The sequence below is a fragment of the Methylobacterium sp. J-030 genome (assembly GCF_022829545.1).
Classification (GTDB): domain Bacteria; phylum Pseudomonadota; class Alphaproteobacteria; order Rhizobiales; family Beijerinckiaceae; genus Methylobacterium.
In genome coordinates, this window is the sequence record NZ_JAKSYM010000371.1 from 19,220 (window position 1) to 35,757 (window position 16,538).

18 protein-coding genes are annotated in these 16,538 nt (G+C 69.7%); 9 read left to right on the forward strand and 9 right to left on the reverse strand.

Annotated features, from left to right (window positions below; all coding sequences use genetic code 11):
- Positions 1 to 89: 89 nt before the first annotated feature.
- Both MKK75_RS29975 and MKK75_RS29980 read left to right on the forward strand, forming a co-directional pair.
- Positions 90 to 2,408, forward strand: a complete 2,319-nt coding sequence (locus MKK75_RS29975; RefSeq protein WP_244046132.1) for an FdhF/YdeP family oxidoreductase — start codon at positions 90 to 92, stop codon at positions 2,406 to 2,408.
- A gap of 50 nt (positions 2,409 to 2,458) precedes the next feature.
- Positions 2,459 to 3,826, forward strand: coding sequence for a pentapeptide repeat-containing protein (locus tag MKK75_RS29980; protein ID WP_244046133.1), 1,368 nt, complete (start codon positions 2,459 to 2,461; stop codon positions 3,824 to 3,826).
- 200 nt (positions 3,827 to 4,026) lie between these two features.
- Here the strand turns inward: MKK75_RS29980 and MKK75_RS29985 are convergent, their stop codons facing one another.
- Complete coding sequence (locus MKK75_RS29985) at positions 4,027 to 4,497, reverse strand: MarR family winged helix-turn-helix transcriptional regulator (RefSeq protein ID WP_244046134.1); 471 nt, start codon at positions 4,495 to 4,497, stop codon at positions 4,027 to 4,029.
- A 114-nt stretch (positions 4,498 to 4,611) separates the two neighbouring features.
- A complete protein-coding gene (gene selA, locus MKK75_RS29990; protein WP_244046135.1) occupies positions 4,612 to 6,069 on the reverse strand; it encodes an L-seryl-tRNA(Sec) selenium transferase in 1,458 nt (485 codons plus the stop codon).
- Between the two features lie 198 nt (positions 6,070 to 6,267).
- Here selA and MKK75_RS29995 point away from each other — a divergent pair, with 198 nt between their 5' ends.
- The 3 genes from MKK75_RS29995 (at position 6,268) to MKK75_RS30005 (ending at position 9,745) form a co-directional block, all read left to right on the forward strand.
- Positions 6,268 to 7,698, forward strand: coding sequence for a mannose-1-phosphate guanylyltransferase/mannose-6-phosphate isomerase (locus MKK75_RS29995; protein ID WP_244046136.1), 1,431 nt, complete (start codon positions 6,268 to 6,270; stop codon positions 7,696 to 7,698).
- A 132-nt stretch (positions 7,699 to 7,830) separates the two neighbouring features.
- Positions 7,831 to 8,835 (forward strand): SDR family oxidoreductase, encoded by a 1,005-nt coding sequence (locus MKK75_RS30000; RefSeq protein ID WP_244046137.1) that lies wholly within the window; start codon positions 7,831 to 7,833, stop codon positions 8,833 to 8,835.
- A gap of 1 nt (position 8,836) precedes the next feature.
- On the forward strand, positions 8,837 to 9,745 hold the full coding sequence (locus tag MKK75_RS30005; protein WP_244046138.1) for an alpha/beta fold hydrolase: 909 nt from the start codon (positions 8,837 to 8,839) through the stop codon (positions 9,743 to 9,745).
- 50 nt (positions 9,746 to 9,795) lie between these two features.
- Here the strand turns inward: MKK75_RS30005 and MKK75_RS30010 are convergent, their stop codons facing one another.
- From MKK75_RS30010 to MKK75_RS30020, 3 genes are all read right to left on the reverse strand, one after another.
- On the reverse strand, positions 9,796 to 10,026 hold the full coding sequence (locus MKK75_RS30010; protein ID WP_244046139.1) for a hypothetical protein: 231 nt from the start codon (positions 10,024 to 10,026) through the stop codon (positions 9,796 to 9,798).
- Between the two features lie 121 nt (positions 10,027 to 10,147).
- Positions 10,148 to 10,933 (reverse strand): sugar transferase, encoded by a 786-nt coding sequence (locus tag MKK75_RS30015; protein WP_244046140.1) that lies wholly within the window; start codon positions 10,931 to 10,933, stop codon positions 10,148 to 10,150.
- Between the two features lie 686 nt (positions 10,934 to 11,619).
- Positions 11,620 to 11,805, reverse strand: coding sequence for a hypothetical protein (locus MKK75_RS30020; RefSeq protein ID WP_244046141.1), 186 nt, complete (start codon positions 11,803 to 11,805; stop codon positions 11,620 to 11,622).
- 514 nt (positions 11,806 to 12,319) lie between these two features.
- On the opposite strand from MKK75_RS30020, the gene MKK75_RS30025 reads away from it, so the two are divergent.
- Positions 12,320 to 12,529, forward strand: coding sequence for a hypothetical protein (locus MKK75_RS30025; RefSeq protein WP_244046142.1), 210 nt, complete (start codon positions 12,320 to 12,322; stop codon positions 12,527 to 12,529).
- A gap of 11 nt (positions 12,530 to 12,540) precedes the next feature.
- On the opposite strand, the gene MKK75_RS30030 is transcribed toward MKK75_RS30025, so the two are convergent.
- Complete coding sequence (locus MKK75_RS30030) at positions 12,541 to 13,227, reverse strand: L,D-transpeptidase (RefSeq protein ID WP_244046143.1); 687 nt, start codon at positions 13,225 to 13,227, stop codon at positions 12,541 to 12,543.
- A 158-nt stretch (positions 13,228 to 13,385) separates the two neighbouring features.
- Here MKK75_RS30030 and MKK75_RS30035 point away from each other — a divergent pair, with 158 nt between their 5' ends.
- Positions 13,386 to 13,829, forward strand: a complete 444-nt coding sequence (locus MKK75_RS30035; protein ID WP_244046144.1) for a VOC family protein — start codon at positions 13,386 to 13,388, stop codon at positions 13,827 to 13,829.
- Between the two features lie 6 nt (positions 13,830 to 13,835).
- Here the strand turns inward: MKK75_RS30035 and MKK75_RS30040 are convergent, their stop codons facing one another.
- Entirely contained in the window at positions 13,836 to 14,279 is a 444-nt protein-coding gene (locus MKK75_RS30040) for a cyclic nucleotide-binding domain-containing protein (RefSeq protein WP_244046145.1), read from the reverse strand.
- A gap of 118 nt (positions 14,280 to 14,397) precedes the next feature.
- Between MKK75_RS30040 and MKK75_RS30045 the strand changes: the two genes are divergently transcribed.
- Positions 14,398 to 15,162, forward strand: a complete 765-nt coding sequence (locus tag MKK75_RS30045; protein ID WP_244046146.1) for an electron transporter — start codon at positions 14,398 to 14,400, stop codon at positions 15,160 to 15,162.
- 12 nt (positions 15,163 to 15,174) lie between these two features.
- On the opposite strand, the gene MKK75_RS30050 is transcribed toward MKK75_RS30045, so the two are convergent.
- On the reverse strand, positions 15,175 to 15,381 hold the full coding sequence (locus MKK75_RS30050; RefSeq protein ID WP_244046147.1) for a hypothetical protein: 207 nt from the start codon (positions 15,379 to 15,381) through the stop codon (positions 15,175 to 15,177).
- Between the two features lie 253 nt (positions 15,382 to 15,634).
- Between MKK75_RS30050 and MKK75_RS30055 the strand changes: the two genes are divergently transcribed.
- Complete coding sequence (locus tag MKK75_RS30055) at positions 15,635 to 15,823, forward strand: general stress protein (protein WP_010683678.1); 189 nt, start codon at positions 15,635 to 15,637, stop codon at positions 15,821 to 15,823.
- Between the two features lie 156 nt (positions 15,824 to 15,979).
- On the opposite strand, the gene MKK75_RS30060 is transcribed toward MKK75_RS30055, so the two are convergent.
- Entirely contained in the window at positions 15,980 to 16,345 is a 366-nt protein-coding gene (locus tag MKK75_RS30060; RefSeq protein ID WP_244046148.1) for a hypothetical protein, read from the reverse strand.
- Positions 16,346 to 16,538: the final 193 nt, after the last annotated feature.

The window sequence follows — 16,538 nt, forward strand, 5'->3', positions numbered from 1 at the left end:
ATTGCCCGGCGCAGCGACGCACCCCTGATCCGACGCGGCCTTCGCGCGTTCCCCCCATCCGGTCGCTGATGGACTGGACGGAGGACGGCATGGCCGAGCAGGAAACCGGTGACGTGCGGATCGCGCCCTATGACGGCCCGGCGGGGGGCTGGGGTTCGGCCAAGTCGCTGGTCGAGATCCTGACCCGGGAGGGCGTGCCGATCACCGGCTCGGCGCTGCTGGTGAAGCAGAACAAGCCGAACGGCTACATGTGCACGTCCTGCGCCTGGGCGAAGCCCGCCAAGCCGCTGGCCTTCGAGTACTGCGAGAACGGCGCCAAGGCGACCGCCTGGGAGCAGACGCGCCGCCGCGCCACCCCGGATTTCTTCGCCGCCCACTCCGTCACGGACCTGCTCGGCTGGAGCGACTACGCCCTGGAGGAGCAGGGCCGCCTCACCCATCCGATGCGCTACGATCCCGGGACCGACCGCTACCGGCCGGTCACCTGGGGCGAGGCCATGGCGGAGATCGGCCGGGAGCTGAAGGTCCTGCGCCAGGAGGACCCGAAATCGGTGGTGTTCTACGCCTCCGGACGGGCCTCGCTGGAGACCAGCTACATGTGGGCGCTGCTGGCGCGGCTCTACGGCAACAACAACCTGCCGGACTCCTCCAACATGTGCCACGAGCCCACCTCGGTGGCGCTGCCGCAATCGATCGGCGCGCCGGTCGGCACGGTCCTGCTGGAGGATTTCGAGACCACCGATCTGATCCTCTTCTTCGGCCAGAATGTCGGCTCGAACGCGCCCCGGATGCTGCACCCGCTCCAGGAGGCGCGGCGCCGGGGGGCGCAGATCATCACCTTCAACCCGCTGCGCGAGCGCGGCCTGGAGCGCTTCACCGATCCGCAATCGCCGGTGGAGATGCTGACGCGCTCCTCCACCCGGATCTCGACCCAGTACCATCAGGTGAAGGCCGGCGGCGACCTCGCGGCGCTCACCGGCCTGTGCAAGGCGCTGCTCGCCCTGGACCGGGAGGCGGAAGCGGCGGGCAAGCCCCGGGTGCTCGATCACGCCTTCATCGCCGAGCACACCCACGGCTTCGCGGATTTCGTGCGCTTCTGCGATGGCCAGGATTGGGCTGCGCTCGAGCGGCGCTCCGGGCTGGGGCGGCAGGGGCTGGAAGCCGCGGCCGCGGTCTACGCGCGTTCCAAGGCGGTGATCGGCATTTACGGGATGGGCCTGACCCAGCATCGCAAGGGCACCGAGACCGTGCGGATGCTGGTCAATCTGCTGCTCCTGCGCGGCAACATCGGCAAGCCCGGCGCCGGGATCTGCCCGGTGCGCGGACATTCGAACGTGCAGGGGCAGCGCACGGTCGGCATCACCGAGAAGCCGGAGCTGGCGCCCCTGGACAAGCTCAAGGAACTCTACGGCTTCGAGCCCCCGCGGGAGAAGGGCCTCAACACGGTCGAGGCCTGCGAGGGGATCCTCGACGGCAGCGTGAAGGCGTTCATCGGGCTCGGCGGCAATTTCGTGCGTGCGATTCCCGATACCGGCCGGATGGAGCCGGCGTGGCGGCGCCAGCGCCTGACTGTGCAGATCTCGACCAAGCTCAACCGCTCGCACCTCGTCAACGGCGCCGTGGCCTATATCCTGCCCTGCCTCGGTCGGATCGAGATCGACCAGCAGGCCAGCGGGCCGCAGGCGGTCTCGATGGAGAGTTCCACCGCGCAGTTCCACGGCTCCCGGGGGGCAGCCGAACCGGTCGGGCCGCATCTGCGTTCCGAGCCCTGGATCGTCGCGGAGATCGCCAAGGCGACCCTGCCGGCCAACCCGCGCGTCGCGTGGGATTCCTGGGTCGGCGATTACGGCCGAGTCCGTTCGGCCATCGAGGCGACCTACCCGACGGTGTTCCATGATCTGAACGGCCGGATGTTCCAGCCCGGCGGCCTGCTCAAGCCCCTCGGGGCCCGCGACCGGAAATGGGAAACCGAGACGGGACGGGCGAATTTCGCCGTGCCTGAAGGTCTCGAGGCCGATCCGGACCTGCCGGCCCGCGGACACGACGTCCTCGACCTCATCACGCTGCGGTCGAACGACCAGTTCAACACCACGGTCTACGGCTACGATGACCGCTTCCGCGGCGTGAAGGGCACCCGCGCCGTGCTGTTCATGAACCGTCAGGATATCGCTCGGCTCGGGCTGAAGGATGGCGGCGGCGTCGACGTGGCGACCGAGGCGGGCGATCAGGTGACGCGGCGCGTGAACGGCCTCCGGGTGGTCGCCTACGATATTCCCGAGGGGAATTGCGGCGGCTACTACCCGGAATTGAACGTCCTGCTGCCGCTCTGGCATCATGACGAGCAGGCCAAGACCCCGGCCGCCAAGGCGATCACGGTAAGGGTGACCGCATCGACACGCGCCGCCTGAACGAGCCGGAGGATCTGGCGCGCGGTCGCGCTCTCCGGCAAGGAACGGCCATGGATCAGGCGACACCACCGGATGCGCGGCCGGACATTCAGGCGGATGCCCGGCTGTGCGCGCTCCTCGACCGAATCGCTGCCGGGACGCGCGTGCTGGAGGCGGGCTCGGACCTCTCGCAGCTGAACGCATCGCGCGCTGCGCTCGCCGCGGCGGGATTCAGCGATGGCACGGATCCCGAATCGGGTGGCCTCCCCCTCGCGGGGGCCGACCTGTCCCGGGCCCGCATGGAGGAGGCCGATCTCTCCGCCGCGAACCTGCGGGGGGCCAATCTCGTGGGGGCGGTCGGGCGCTCCACCCGCTTCACCGGCGCGATCCTGGAGGCGGCCGACCTCTCCGACGCCGACCTGTCGGGGGCGGATTTCTCCGGCATCGTGGCGGGGCAGGTGCGATTCGCCGGCGCCATGCTGGAGGATGCGCGCTTCGGTCAGGCCGCGATGCGCTTCGCCGACCTGTCCGGCGCGCTCCTCGACGGCACGGACTTCGCCGGGGCCGACCTCTGGGGGGCGGACTTCACCGGGGCGGACGCGGACGACACCGTGTTCCGTGGGGCGCGGCTCGACGAGGCCAAGCTCGCCGACGCCAACCTGACCCATGCGGATTTCGCCGACGCCAGCCTCGCCAAGGCGACGCTGGCGGGCTCGCGCCTGCGGGGCGCGAATTTCTCCGGGGCGAAGCTCGACGGGGCGGACCTGTCCGGGGCCGATCTGTCGGATACCGACCTCGTGCGCCTGAACCTCGCCACCTGCCAGCTGCGGCATGCCCGCTTCTCCGGGGCGTGGCTCAACGGGACGCGGATGAGCGTCGAGCAGCTCGGCGGCGCAGTCGGCGAGGAGGTGGCGGGCGCCTTCGAGGCGGCGCAATCGAGCTATCTCGCCCTGGAGCAGAACTGGAAGAGCATCGGCAGCCACGACGCGGCGAGCTGGGCCTACAAGCGCGGCCGCCGGATGGGACGCTTCCACGCCGGCCGGCAGGCCCGCGCCGCCTGGAGCGAGCGCGACTGGGTCGGGGTGCTGCGTCACGGCTACCGCTGGAGCGCGGATCGCTTCGTCGAGTGGCTGTGCGATTACGGCGAGAGCCTGTCGCGCATCGCGCGCGCCTTCGCGCTGCTGATCGCGGTTTTTGCGGGCCTCTACGGGCTGACCGGCGGCCTGATCATCCTGGAGGGACCGGAGGCGGGGCCGACCTACAACCCCCTCGATCTCCTGAGTTACAGCGCCCTCAATATGATGACCGCGAACCCGCCGGAGATCGGCCTCAAGCCCACTGGCCGTGTCACCAACCTCTTGGTCGGGATCGAGGGCGCGGTCGGCATCATCCTGATGGGCCTCTACGGCTTCGTGCTGGGCAACCGGCTGCGGCGGTGAGCGCGGCGGGTTCTATAGGGCGGCTTCGCGGCGCGTCTCGCGCCGGGTCCCGGATCCGGTTCCGCTATCGCTCCACCGGTCCGGGAAAGGGTCGGTGCGGACTGAGACGTCATCCTTTTCCCGGGCGCATGCAGCGCTAGCGGAATGCGACCCGGAACCCCGCAGAGGAACGCGCCACGCATCGGCTCACCGCCAGGCCCTCACTCCCCCACGCTCAGCCGCTCGATCACGAGGCTGAGATCCTTGCGCAGGGCGCGAATCTCCGGCTCGCTGAGTTCGAGCTGGCACATCACGGCCTCGCGAACCGACACGGCATCGGCGCGCAGCGCCGCGCCTTCCGGCGTCAGCGCGATCTCGACCTCGCGCTCGTCCGACTGGCGGCGGGTGCGCAGCAGGAAGCCGGCGCTCTCCAGACGTTTCAGCACCGGCGTCAGCGTGCCGGAATCGAGCCGCAGCCGTCGGCCGATCTCCGAGACGGTGACGCCGTCCTGCTCCCAGAGCACCAGAAGCACGAGGTACTGCGGATAGGTCAGCCCCAGGCGCTCCAGGAGCGGCCGGTAGGATTTCGTCATCCGGTGCGCCGCCGCGTAGAGCGCGTAGCAAAGCTGATTGTCGAGGAGGAGCGGGTCGGTCACGCGCTCGGCCTCCGCGATGTCGGCACTCTGCACCATATCGTTCGCCTATCGCGGTCCAGGCACCGCACCTCTCGACCGCGACCGCGGGCTCGTCATTATACCACAACACGCGAAGCCGGCACACGAGCTTCCGCCGGAGATCTCCATCTCTCAACAAACCCGTTCGGCCGAGGCCGCAGGCTGCGCGATGGACGTCAGGCTGTCGAGGAGACCGGCCTCGTCTTCCAGCGTGCGCAGGTCGAGGAGGATGACGTCGCCGCTGATCCGGCCGATCACCGGCACCGGCAGCGCGCGCAGGCGCTCGGCCAGGCGCTTGCACCGCCCGCCCGCGCCGCGCCGCAGCGATCCATCCCCCGCGTCCGGTGTCAGCACCAGGGCGGCGCTGGGCAGGGTCTCGACCGGAAGGGCGCCGGATCCGATCTGGCTGATGCAATCCGCGACCGAGACCCGTGCCCAGCCGGCGAGGCGCTCCGCCACCGCGGCGGCGAGGCGCTCCGCCTGCGCGGCGATCGAAGCCCGATCCCGGGTCAGCAGCCGCAGGGTCGGCAGCTCGTCGGCCAGCCGCTCGGGATGGAGGTAGAGCCGCAGCACCGCTTCGAGGGCCGCGTAGGTCATCTTGTCGACCCGCAGCGCGCGCTTCAGCGGGTTCTTGCGCACGCGGCCGATCAGGTCCTTTCGGCCCGCCACGATGCCGCACTGGACCGCGCCCAGAAGCTTGTCGCCGCTGAAGGTCACGATGTCGGCCCGCTCCAGGGCCGCCCGGACGGTTGGTTCGGGGGGTAGGCCGTAGGCGGCCAGATCGACGAGGTTGCCGCTGCCGAGATCGTCCGCCAGCGGCACGCCGCGCTCCCGGCAGAGGGCGTGGAGGGCGTCCGGATCGGCGGCGGCCGTGAAGCCCGCGATGGCGTAGTTGCTCGGATGCACCTTCATGACGAGGCCGGTGCGCGGGCCGATCGCCTCGGCGTAGTCGCGCAGATGGGTGCGGTTGGTGGTGCCGACCTCGCGCAGCCGGCAGCCGGCCCGCACCATCACGTCCGGAACGCGGAACGAGCCACCGATCTCGACGAGTTCGCCGCGCGAGACCACGACTTCCTTGCGCATGGCGAGCGCGTTCAGCAGCAGCAGGACGGCCGCCGCGTTGTTGTTGACCACCACGGCGGCCTCGGCGCCGGTCAGGCGGCAGATCAGAGCCTCGACATGATCGTCCCGCTCGCCGCGGGCTCCGGTCTCGAGGTCGAATTCGAGGTTGCTCGCCTGCACCATCACGGCGGCCACCGCCTCGGCGGCCGAGCGGGGCAGCAGCGCGCGGCCCAGATTGGTGTGCAGCACCGTGCCGGTCAGGTTGAAGACCGGCCGCAGAGAGGGACGACGCTCGGCGGCGAGCCGCCGGGTCGCGGCCGTTCGGATCTCCGCCGCATCGGGCACCGCTCCGCCCTCGGCCCGGATGCCGGCCAGCACGGCGCGGATCGCCCCCGTGAAGGCCGTGCGCCCGTAGGCGGCCAGATCCGCCGGCGACGCGCCGCCGACCAGGCGCTCCACGGACGGGATCCGCCGTGGGCCCTGCGCCGCATCATCCGGGATCGATCGGGGTCTCGTCGATGACGTCATTGCGCAACCAGAGATAATGTCGCGACCGGCTCGGGTCAGCCGGCGACGACCGCGGATAATCCGCGCAGGTTGTTCCATCCGCGGTGCAACGTTAAGGGCAAGTCTGGAAAATCGCGGGCTCCGGCATTCCGCATCCTTGCGGCTTTGTCCGGTCCGCGCGATCACGCGACGACCGCACCTCGCCGCAGGAGACGCCGCATGTCCCGATCTGTTGCCTCCATCCACCCGATGATCCTCTGCGGGGGGACGGGGACACGCCTGTGGCCGGCCTCGCGCGAGAGCATGCCCAAGCAGTTCGCCAAGCTGGTGGACGCCAAAGCCTCGACCTTCCAGGCCAGCCTGGAACGCGTCGCCGACACGACCGTGTTCGCCAAGCCCACCGTCATCGCCTCGGCCGAGGCCCGCTTCATCGTCGCCGAGCAGCGCGACCAGGTGGGGCTCTCCGCCGACATCCTGCTGGAGCCGCAGGGGCGCGACTCCGCCGCCGCCGTGGCGGTCGCCGCGCTGCATGCCGCCGCCACCGACCCGCGGGCCGTGGTGCTGATCATGGCCGCCGATCACGTGGTGCCCGACATCGCCGCCTTCGTGGACGCCGTGCGGCGCGCCGCCGAAGGCGCCTCGGCCGGCTACACGATGACGCTGGGGATCGAGCCCGACCGGCCCGCCACCGATTACGGCTACATCCGCCGCGGCGAGCCGATCCACGAGGCGCCGGGCGCCGCCCGCGTCGCCCGTTTCGTCGAGAAGCCCGACCGCGCCGGCGCGGAGGCGCTGATCACCGACGGCGCCCTATGGAACTCCGGCTACTTCCTGTTCCGCGCCGACCTGATGCTGGCCGAACTCGAGACCTTCGCCCCCGCGGTGCTGGCCGCCGCCCGCGCCGCCTACGCGGCGGCGGTGACGGACCTCGATTTCGTGCGGCTCGACGCCGAGGCCTTCGCTCAGGCGCCCAAGATCTCGATCGATTACGCCGTCATGGAGCGCACCGCCACGGCCGGCGTGCTGCCGGTGTCGTTCGCGTGGTCGGATGTCGGCACCTGGGACGCGGTCTGGCAGGTTCTCGACCACGACGAGTCGGGCAACGCCGTGCGCGGCCGGGTGTCGCTGATCGGGACGAAGAACAGCCTCGTGCACAGCCAGGGCGAGGGCCTGACCGCGGTGGTGGGGCTGGAGGACGTGGTGGTGGTGTCCACCCCCGACGCGGTGCTGGTGGCCTCCAAGGCGCATTCGGGTCAGGTGAAGGAGCTGGTCAATGCCCTGCGGGCCAGAGGCGAGCCGGAGGCGGACGCGCATCTGCGGATGTACCGGCCCTGGGGCTGGTACCAGCGGATCGATATCGGCGAGCGCTTCCAGGTGAAGCGGATCCAGGTGGTGCCGGGCGGGCGGCTGTCGCTGCAGAAGCACTATCACCGGGCCGAGCACTGGGTGGTGGTGCGCGGCACCGCAGAGGTGACGGTGGACGAGCGGGTGACGCTGGTTCACGAGAACGAGGCGATCTACCTGCCGATCGGCTCGATGCATCGGCTGGCCAACCCCGGCAAGATCCCGCTGGAGCTGATCGAGGTGCAGGTCGGCTCCTATACCGGCGAGGACGACATCATTCGCGTCGAGGACATCTACGGGCGCTGAACGCGACAGCCCCTGCGACCCGATTGTCCGCGGCGTTTCAGGAACATGCGGCGCTCCCGATGGATAGCAGACCGTGTGGACGCCGCGGCCCAGGCTGCCGACCGCCGCATGTCGAGGCATCGGGGATACAGCATGAAGCACAAGCCGCTCCGCGAGCAGGTCGTCGTGATCACCGGCGCCTCCTCGGGCATCGGCCTCGCCACCGCCCGCATGGCAGCCGAACACGGCGCGCGGGTGGTCCTGGCGGCGCGCAGCGGCGATGCCCTGGCACGCATCCAGGCCGAGATCGAGGGTGTCGGCGGCAAGGCGATCCACGTCGTCGCCGATGTCGGCAGCCGGGCCGACGTCGAGGCAGTCGCCGCCAAGGCGGTCGCGACCTTCGGCGGATTCGACACCTGGGTGAACGTGGCGGGGGGCTCGATCTACGGACGGCTGCGCGACATCAGCGACGCCGACCACGAACGCCTGATCCGGACGAATTTCTGGGGGACCGTGTTCGGCTCGCTGGTGGCGACGGAGCACCTGCGGCAGAACGGCGGCGCCCTCATCAACGTGGGCAGCATCGCCTCGGACCTCGCCTTCCCGTACCAGGGGATGTACGCGGCCTCCAAGCACGCGGTGAAGGGATTCACCGACGCCCTGCGGATGGAGCTGCTCCACGAGAAGGCCCCGATCTCGGTCACGCTGATCAAGCCGGCCTCGATCGATACGCCCCTCCCCCAGCGGGCGCGCAACTACATGGACCGCGAGCCGAGCCTGCCGCCGCCGATCTACCCGCCCGAGGAGGTGGCGAACGCCATCCTGCACGCGGCCGTGCGTCCGCAGCGCGACATCGTCGTCGGCGGCGCCGGCAAGGTCTTCACGGCCGGCAAGGAATTCGCGCCGGGCGCCTACGACTATCTCGCCTCCGTGATCATCGCCCTGCAGAAGCGTTCGGGCGCGCCGCGCAACCCGGACGGCGCCCTGCACGCACCCGTGGCGGCCGGCGAGACGCGGGGCGATCCGCCCGTGCCGGTGATGCGCACCAGCGCCTACACGCGGGCGAGCCTGCATCCGCTCGCCGCCGGTCTGCTCGGCGTCGGTGCGGTGACGGCGTTCGCCGTCATGGGTCCTTCGAGCCGCAGGCGGCGCCGGTAACTTGGCCGCCGCAGCCGAGTTCCTGCCCGGCCCGACGGCCCCGATCCAGGATGCGGAGCGCGATCCCCGCATCGTGCCGCGCAGGATCCTGCACCTGTCGGATGACCGAACGATCGCCTACGCGGAAAACGGGTCCGGCCCCGACCTGGTGGCGATCCACGGGACGCTCATGTGCCTGGAGGATCTCTGGCTCGGACCGGTGCCGGCGCTCGCCGAGCATTTTCGCGTTGTCGCGGTCGACCGTCCCGGCCACGGGTTCAGCCTGCGGCCGCGCGGGCGGGCGGCCGACCTCTGGGATCAGGCCGCACGCATCCGGGACGCGGTGCGGCAGATCGGCCTGCACAAGCCGGTGATCCTCGGGCACTCCTTCGGCGGCGCGGTCGCGCTGGCCTACGGCATGCTCCATCCGGAGGAGATCGCCGGCGTCGTCGCAGTCGCGCCGATCTGCTTTCCGGAACTCCGCCTGGAGCAGATGCTGTTCGGGCCCCGCGCCCTGCCCTTCGGCGGCGAACCGCTGTCCCACATGCTCGGCGCGACCAGCGACAAGGCGCTCCTTCCGCTGCTCTGGAACGCCATGTTCTTACCCGGAACGATGCCGGAGATCATGGCCCGCGCCTTTCCGTTCGATCTGGCGGCGCGGCCCGCGCAGATCACGGCCGAAGGCGAGGATGCCGGCTGGCTCTGGCCCGGGCTCACCCGCAGCATGCTGGGCTATCCGACGTTGCGGGTTCCGGTGCGCCTCCTCGCCGGCAGCGCTGATCTGGTGGTGAACACCGCTCTGCACGCCCAGCGCGCAACCGGCCTGATCCCCGATGCGCAGCTCGACCTCCTGCCCGGGTCCGGCCACATGCTGCACCACTTCCACGCCGCGGCGGTGGTGCGTGCGGCGCTATCGTTCCAGGCTAGGTAGCGGGCCCGCGACTCGATCGCCGCCGAGATACGCGCTCTGTGCGGCCGATCTCACGTTTCGCCGCGCATGGGTCGCATCAGTGCGCCGAGGAGGAAACCGAGCTGCCCGCAGACCAGCAGAGTCAGGCCGCGGCGCATGCTGCCGCCCGTGCTCAGGTGATGGACATACACGCCGTAGGCCAGTTCGCCCGCAACCACCGGCACGAACGCCAGAAGCCACCACACCGAGCCGAACCGCCCCAGACCCAGCCCGAGCAGCGCGTTCAGCAACAGACCTTTCATCGCCGCCCGTCCCCGTCCCGTCTGGGTCGGGTGGTAGACCGATCCCGTCGCCGGCGCCATCGCGGCCGAGGCCTTGTCGCAGCGCCTCAGCGTTCTCCGTCACCCGCTCGGGTGGGCGGCCTCAGCGGCTGCCGCGCTGGGCCAGTACGGCCGGGATGGTGCGCAGCATGATCGCGATGTCCCGGCGCAGGGTCCACCGGCTGGCATAGTCGAGGTCCAGCGCCACCCGCTCGGCGTAGCTCGTGTCCGAGCGGCCCGACACCTGCCACAGCCCGGTCACCCCGGGGGGTACCGCAAAGCAGGTCGGGAACGCCCGGCCGTAGCGGGCGACCTCGGCCGGCACGATCGGACGCGGGCCGACCAAGCTCATCTCGCCGCGCAGGACGTTCCAGAGCTGGGGCAGCTCGTCGAGCGAGGTCTTGCGCAGCACCTGCCCGATCGGGGTGATACGGGGATCGTTCGACAGCTTGTGGGTGGCGGCCCACTCGGCCCGGGCGTTGGGGTCGGCGGCCAGATGGGCGGCCAACACAGGCTCGCCGTCGGTCACCATCGAGCGGAACTTGAGGCAGCCGAAGCTGCGGCCGTCACGGCCCAGGCGCATATGGCGGAAGATCGGGGCGCGGCCGTCGCCGGCCCAGACCAGGAGGGCGATGAGCAGGAGCAGCGGCAGAAGCAGGAACAGGGCGGTGACGGCCACGCCGACGTCCAGGCCGCGCTTGGTCGCCCAGTTGAGACGCAGGCCGCGGGCGACAAAAGGGGTCTCGGGCAGGACGAGGCCGCCCACGGCCTCGGCGGCGCTGACGTGACCAATGATATGGCTTGTGGCCTGCTCTGCGACCTCCGGCCTATCGGCGCGACGGTGCAGCGCAGCAAAATCGGCGGAGGCGGGCTCAGCACGAGTCAGCATGGTCTCAGCTCCTTTGGCGAGCCCAATGGCGAACGTTTATGATTGGTTATCGCCACGCTCATAATCTGATAATTGCACCGCGGCAACCCGATTCTTCGGCCGTTTTCACAGATCAGAGAAGTTTTCGGCCACGCAGTTGACATGTGTTAGGCACTACACGGACGTCCGATGCGGCAGTCCGCTCGGTAATTTCTACGGACACGTATTGTTTACCCGGCACGGAATCAGGTCAGAGTGAGTCCCGCGCAACGCGGCGGCCCGCCGCCTTACGCATCACCCGGAACACCTTCCATCTGCAGCCTGAATCAGCCGGACGCGTGCAGCGCGGTCGTTATCGCAGAGCAGCGAACGCACAAACGGTCGAAGGGCCGAAACCGTTGCACCGGTGCGCGACCGCCTGTGCACCGGGCTATTCCACGGGATAACCAGGCCGGGAACAGATTTCTCCCGCAGGGCAGCATTTTCAGCATGCCCCCTATGACGCCTGCTCTGGTCCGGCGCGGAAGCGATGGGGTCCGTCGCCACTCGCTACGATGTGATCGAACCCCGCAATCTGCGGCGAGGCCGCCTCGGTGTGAACCGGCGAGACAGGTCGCCGGCGGCAAGGCGCGCGTCGTCCTCGAAGAGCTGCGGATGCGGTCCCTCTGGCGCCCGGGATGCGGGAAGGGATGTTCGAGGGTGGTCCCCTATTGCGTAAGGCGGCCGAACAGCGCGATCAGGCCCCAGCCTAGGAAGCCGGTCCAGGCCACGACCACGAGCAGCACCGTGATCAGGATCGCGGGCGTGCCGAAGCGAGCAAAGAGGCGCTGCCCCAAACTGTGCCGCTGCTCCGAACCGCGCATGCCGAGCTTGTCCTTTTGGGACGGATCCATGTGGCCTGCCCCCATCCGGTAGCCCAAATGCAAGGTTGGTGCATCGTCGATTGCGGGACGATGGCTGAGCGGGCGGACGGTGCCGAGGCGCTCGATCCCGCTGGGCAGATGACGATCTCTCGCGTGGTCGGCCGGTGGCCGAGGTTGCCCGACGGGGAATGCGGGCGAATGCTGTCGTGACGCATTCGCCATTGCGCGATCACGACGCCGGCCTCGTCGAGTGTAGACGATCTTACCATCAAGGAGGAGCCGGGATCGGACATTTCCCGACGCGACTTCCATCAGGGTCAGCGCATCGAGCGCCGTGACCGATCACGTTCGATTCCGCCGTCGGGCGCGGCCCGGCGCGGGCAAGGGCCGCCTCGGCGGTCGCGGACGCCTCCATCCGCGATCCGGATTCGGACGCCGCCGCGCAGGTCGCTGTTTCGGCCTCTTCAAGGCCGCGGCCTGTCCATCATGGGACGCAAATGGCCGGTCGCGGGAACGGTCATCCTCGGATCCCGGTTTGACCGGTATGAGCCTGCTGAAGACCCTGCTGGGTGCCGTCACCTTGAGCGCGGCGCTCCTGACCATCCTGAGCTTCGCCGTCGGCCCGGACCGGCCCGATCCGCACGTTGAACCGCCGGGGCTGACGGCGGCCGACGTCCTGGCCAGCGACGGCATGGGGCCGAGACCCGAACGTATCGTTGTCGGCGGCACCGAGGACGCTCTGCCCGCAGGCTGAGCGCCCCGCCGTCAGGTGCGGTACTTGCCGTTGCGCTTGACGAGGACGCGGGTCCCGACCGGAACGCGCTCGTAGAGGTCGGCGACGTCCTCGTTCAGCATCCGCACGCAACCCGACGAGAGTTGCTCGCCGATGCTCCAGGGCTCGTTGGTGCCGTGGATCCGGAACAGGATGTCGCGGTTGCCTTGATAGAGGTACAGCGCGCGGGCGCCGAGCGGGTTGTCGAGTCCACCCTTCCGGACGCGCGGCAGATCCGGGTTCAACGACACCATGGTGGTCGTCGGGCTCCAATCCGGCCAGACGCCCTTGCGGCCGACCCGGGCCTCGCCCTTCCAGGAGAAGCCGGCTTTGCCGACCCCGACGCCGTATTGCATGGCTGTTCCGTCAGCCTGCACCAGCAGGAGCTGCCGCTTGTCGATGTCGACGACGATCGTCCCGGCCTGCTCGGGACCGTTATAGCTGACCTGCTGACGACGGAATTTGGGATCGAGCCTCTGGGTATCGACCAGGGGGATGTCGAACGGCTTGTCGGGCTTCGAGCCGGTGTACCAGGCCGCATCGTCGTCCTGCGCGAGCTGCATCGGCCGGGTCTGACAAGCGGCGACCGGCGCGATCACCACGAGGGCGAGCAGAACTCGCGCGCCCAGGAGCCTGAGGCTCCAGCTCGGGCCATGAAGCGCGTTCATCAGATGGGTCATGCGGTGTCCGATCCTCCGCACATGCGTACCGACTCCCCGCCGGTGACGATGTAGTTTTTCCGCCGCAGCGGCCCGCGCCCGGCCGGCTCCCGCGGCCACGATCGCGCCCTAATTCAGATCGGCAGCCGAGCGCTGTCGTTGCCCGCGCGGAGTGACCGATGCCCGAGACCGAGACGCTTCCCGATGAGACGGCGATCGCTTCCGCGGACACGCTGAGTCCCGCGATCCACCTTGACCATTGCGTGATCCATGTCGGCGACTGGGCGCGGTCGAACGCCTTCTATCGTGACGTCGTGGGCGCCGAGATCGTCGCGCGGGGCGACGGCTACGCCTATCGCTTCGGTGGGGTGCAGCTCAATTGCCACGGGCCAGGCGTCAATCCGAAGATGGTGGCGGACCATCCGGTGATGCCGGGCAACAGCGACCTCTGCTTCCGCTGGTCCGGTCCCATCGAGGGAGCGATCACGCATCTGGAACGGCTTGGCGTCCCGGTCGAGCTTGGCCCCGTCGACACCTTCGGTGCCGCGGGAGATGGCATCAGCGTCTATTTCCGGGATCCCGACGGGTCCCTGCTGGAGTTCATCACCTATCCGACCCCGTGACGCCGCCTAACCCCGGCTTTCGGCCAGAGCCTGGTTGGTCTGCTCCAAACGCAGGGCCAACACGCGCATGAGGGCGATACTGATCTGTGGAAACTGTGCCAGCAATTCCAGGAACACGCCGCGGTCGATGCGCAGGGCCGTCACGGCGGTTTCGGCCGTCACGGTGGCCGACCGGGGTTGCTCGGCGAGAATGCCCATCTCGCCCACCAGGGCGTCCTGGCCGAGGAGCGCCAACCGCACCGGGCCGGCGGGACCGTCGATGCTGACCTCCGCGCTCCCCTTGAGGATCACGTAGGCCGCATCCGCCACGTCGCCGCGGGCGAAGAAGCGCTGCCCCGGCTCGAAATGCACACGCTCGCTGGTGAAGGCCAGGAGCTTCAGCCGCGCCGGCTCGACCTCGCGGAAGAGCGGCACCTGCTTGAGGGAGGAAACCTCGGTGTCGAGGGTCATGGGGTGGCTCCGCGTCGGGTCTGAAGCCCAGGACGGCGGGGCCGGACGGGCCCGCACATCCATGCGGTTCGCCGGACGCTTGTCCAGCCCTGCCCGTCTTTTCGGCCACGCGGCCGTGATGGCCGGCGCTCTCGTACTGACAGGCGCGCCGGCCCATGCCCGACTGGTCCAGGCCGATCTCGCCCGCGTCGCCGTGGCGCCTCCACCGGGAGCCCGTGTCCCGCTCGACCTCGCCGCCACGGACGCGCGCACGGGACAGGCGGTGACGTTGGGGACCGTCACCGCGGGGCGGCCGGTCCTGCTGCTGCCCGTCGATTACACCTGCAGCAACGTGTGCGATCCCATGGTGTCGATGTCGGCCGATGCCCTGGCGGCGACCGACCTCGCACCGGACGCTTACGCGCTTGTTCTGGTCGGCATCGATCCCCGTGACGACGCCGCGGCCGCACGCCGCATGCTGGCGGAGACGCTGGGCGGGCGTACCGCGGCCGTGCAGCCCCAGGCGCTGATCGTCACGGATGCGGCTCTGGGTCGACTCACGTCATCGCTCGGCTACACGGCGGTCTACGATGCCGGAACCGACAGCTTCGCCCATCCCGCTGCCGCCGTGCTGCTCGCCGGCGACGGGCGGGTGGCCCGGGTTCTCTCGCCGCTCGCCCTCACCGGCCGGGACCTCCGCCTCGCCCTGACCGAGGCCGGCGAAGGCCGCGTCGGGGGTTTGGCCGACCGCCTTGCCCTGCTCTGCTACGGTTACGACGCCGCCCGCGGACTCTATACGCCCCTGATCCAGCGTATCCTCACCGTTGCGGGCATCGCGACGGTCCTGGCGATCGGCGGTCTCGTTTTCGGGCTGACCCGCCTCGCACGGAGGCGGACCGCCTGAGGCCACCACGGCTCAGCGCTTGGTCGCGAGCCCTTGCTCGCCCGGCTCGGGCGCTCCGCGCTTGGGGCTCGCATTGAGATGCGGCGAGTCGATCGGCTCGTCCCGGGTGGTCGGCGTCGGCGAATCCTCCGGGGCGGGCATCGGAGGCAAAGGCGGTGTGTTGGGCTGCGGCGTCGCGGTACCGCCAGCGGCGTCCTTCACCATGTTGCGGTTCGTCATGCGGCCCAATCCTTTTCCTGACCGATCGGCGGGATAGATCGCGCGGGCCCAGCCCGAGCAGTACGCTGCGGCTCCGAGGCATCCGTCGCCCGGCAGACCCGCATCCGTGCAGGTCAACCCACCACCAACGCTGCGGACAAGAGCCCGGTTGCTGCCAAGCTTGACTGTGGGAAACTTGGCCACGTCTGGGCACAGGAACCTTGGTTATTGCTGAAGGTTGTTGCGAGGTGAAGCGAAGCCTGAGGAGGAACTGATGGCATCCGGAAATTCGACCTCGAAGCGGGGCTTTGCCTCGATGGACTTGGAGCGGCAGCGCGAGATCGCCAGCAAGGGCGGACGCAGCGTGCCGGCCGAGAAGCGCTCCTTCTCCCAGGACCGAGAGCTCGCCTCATCCGCAGGGCGCAAGGGTGGCCAGTCGACGGGTACCGGCCGCGCCGAGTGAGGCCAGACTGGACCTGTTTCGCGTAGCGGCGCCGCGTCCTAGGGGACCGGCGCCGTTTTCGTTTGTTCTGGCCCCCGCCCCACGACAGGTCCCACCAACGCAAAAGGGGCCCGCCTCGTCGGCAGGGCCCCCTTCAGTGGAACGTCGCGCTTCGGATCAGGAAATGCAGCGGCCCGGTGTCATCCGCCGCGCCTCGGGTCCGACGAGGGAACTCAGCGCGGTCTCACAGCCTTCGCGGACCATCCGGCGGCTCGGCGCCCTGAGGATCGGCTTGATGCTCTGATCCTGCGCGTCGCCCGCCACCGGAGAGGCGGAACCGCCAATCTTCTGAACACCCGCGACCCGCGTCGGGCTGATCGCCAGCGACATCGGGCGCATGCCCGGCAGCGGCGCCGGGACAAGCTGCGCCACCGGGGCCGGCGGCACCCAATAATCCGCCGACTCGCGGACGACCGGCTGAACCAGAACGGTCAGAAGGGCAGCGGGAGCACTCACGCCCAGGATGAAACCAGACCGCAGCATCGTCCCGACCTCATCGTGAGAGCTTGACAGGATGTTTCAACAACGCGGTCGGCAATCGCAGGTTCCTCGACTACCGCGCATCTTCGAACACTGAGTATTCGACCGTGCCACGGAAGGTGGTGCGGCGGCGCACGCCCGCTATCCACAACCATCCCCTGTGCCCTCGATGCAACGCTCGCCAACAAAGTGCGTT

Bases quoted from the DNA above. Each gene is read 5' to 3' on its own strand.
- MKK75_RS29975 (WP_244046132.1), top strand. From the start codon at position 90: ATGGCCGAGCAGGAAACCGGTGACGTGCGGATCGCGCCCTATGACGGC.
- MKK75_RS29980 (WP_244046133.1), top strand. From the start codon at position 2,459: ATGGATCAGGCGACACCACCGGATGCGCGGCCGGACATTCAGGCGGAT.
- MKK75_RS29985 (WP_244046134.1), bottom strand. From the start codon at position 4,497: ATGGTGCAGAGTGCCGACATCGCGGAGGCCGAGCGCGTGACCGACCCG.
- selA (WP_244046135.1), bottom strand. From the start codon at position 6,069: ATGACGTCATCGACGAGACCCCGATCGATCCCGGATGATGCGGCGCAG.
- MKK75_RS29995 (WP_244046136.1), top strand. From the start codon at position 6,268: ATGTCCCGATCTGTTGCCTCCATCCACCCGATGATCCTCTGCGGGGGG.
- MKK75_RS30000 (WP_244046137.1), top strand. From the start codon at position 7,831: ATGAAGCACAAGCCGCTCCGCGAGCAGGTCGTCGTGATCACCGGCGCC.
- MKK75_RS30010 (WP_244046139.1), bottom strand. From the start codon at position 10,026: ATGAAAGGTCTGTTGCTGAACGCGCTGCTCGGGCTGGGTCTGGGGCGG.
- MKK75_RS30015 (WP_244046140.1), bottom strand. From the start codon at position 10,933: ATGCTGACTCGTGCTGAGCCCGCCTCCGCCGATTTTGCTGCGCTGCAC.
- MKK75_RS30020 (WP_244046141.1), bottom strand. From the start codon at position 11,805: ATGGATCCGTCCCAAAAGGACAAGCTCGGCATGCGCGGTTCGGAGCAG.
- MKK75_RS30025 (WP_244046142.1), top strand. From the start codon at position 12,320: ATGAGCCTGCTGAAGACCCTGCTGGGTGCCGTCACCTTGAGCGCGGCG.
- MKK75_RS30030 (WP_244046143.1), bottom strand. From the start codon at position 13,227: ATGACCCATCTGATGAACGCGCTTCATGGCCCGAGCTGGAGCCTCAGG.
- MKK75_RS30035 (WP_244046144.1), top strand. From the start codon at position 13,386: ATGCCCGAGACCGAGACGCTTCCCGATGAGACGGCGATCGCTTCCGCG.
- MKK75_RS30040 (WP_244046145.1), bottom strand. From the start codon at position 14,279: ATGACCCTCGACACCGAGGTTTCCTCCCTCAAGCAGGTGCCGCTCTTC.
- MKK75_RS30045 (WP_244046146.1), top strand. From the start codon at position 14,398: ATGGCCGGCGCTCTCGTACTGACAGGCGCGCCGGCCCATGCCCGACTG.
- MKK75_RS30050 (WP_244046147.1), bottom strand. From the start codon at position 15,381: ATGACGAACCGCAACATGGTGAAGGACGCCGCTGGCGGTACCGCGACG.
- MKK75_RS30055 (WP_010683678.1), top strand. From the start codon at position 15,635: ATGGCATCCGGAAATTCGACCTCGAAGCGGGGCTTTGCCTCGATGGAC.
- MKK75_RS30060 (WP_244046148.1), bottom strand. From the start codon at position 16,345: ATGCTGCGGTCTGGTTTCATCCTGGGCGTGAGTGCTCCCGCTGCCCTT.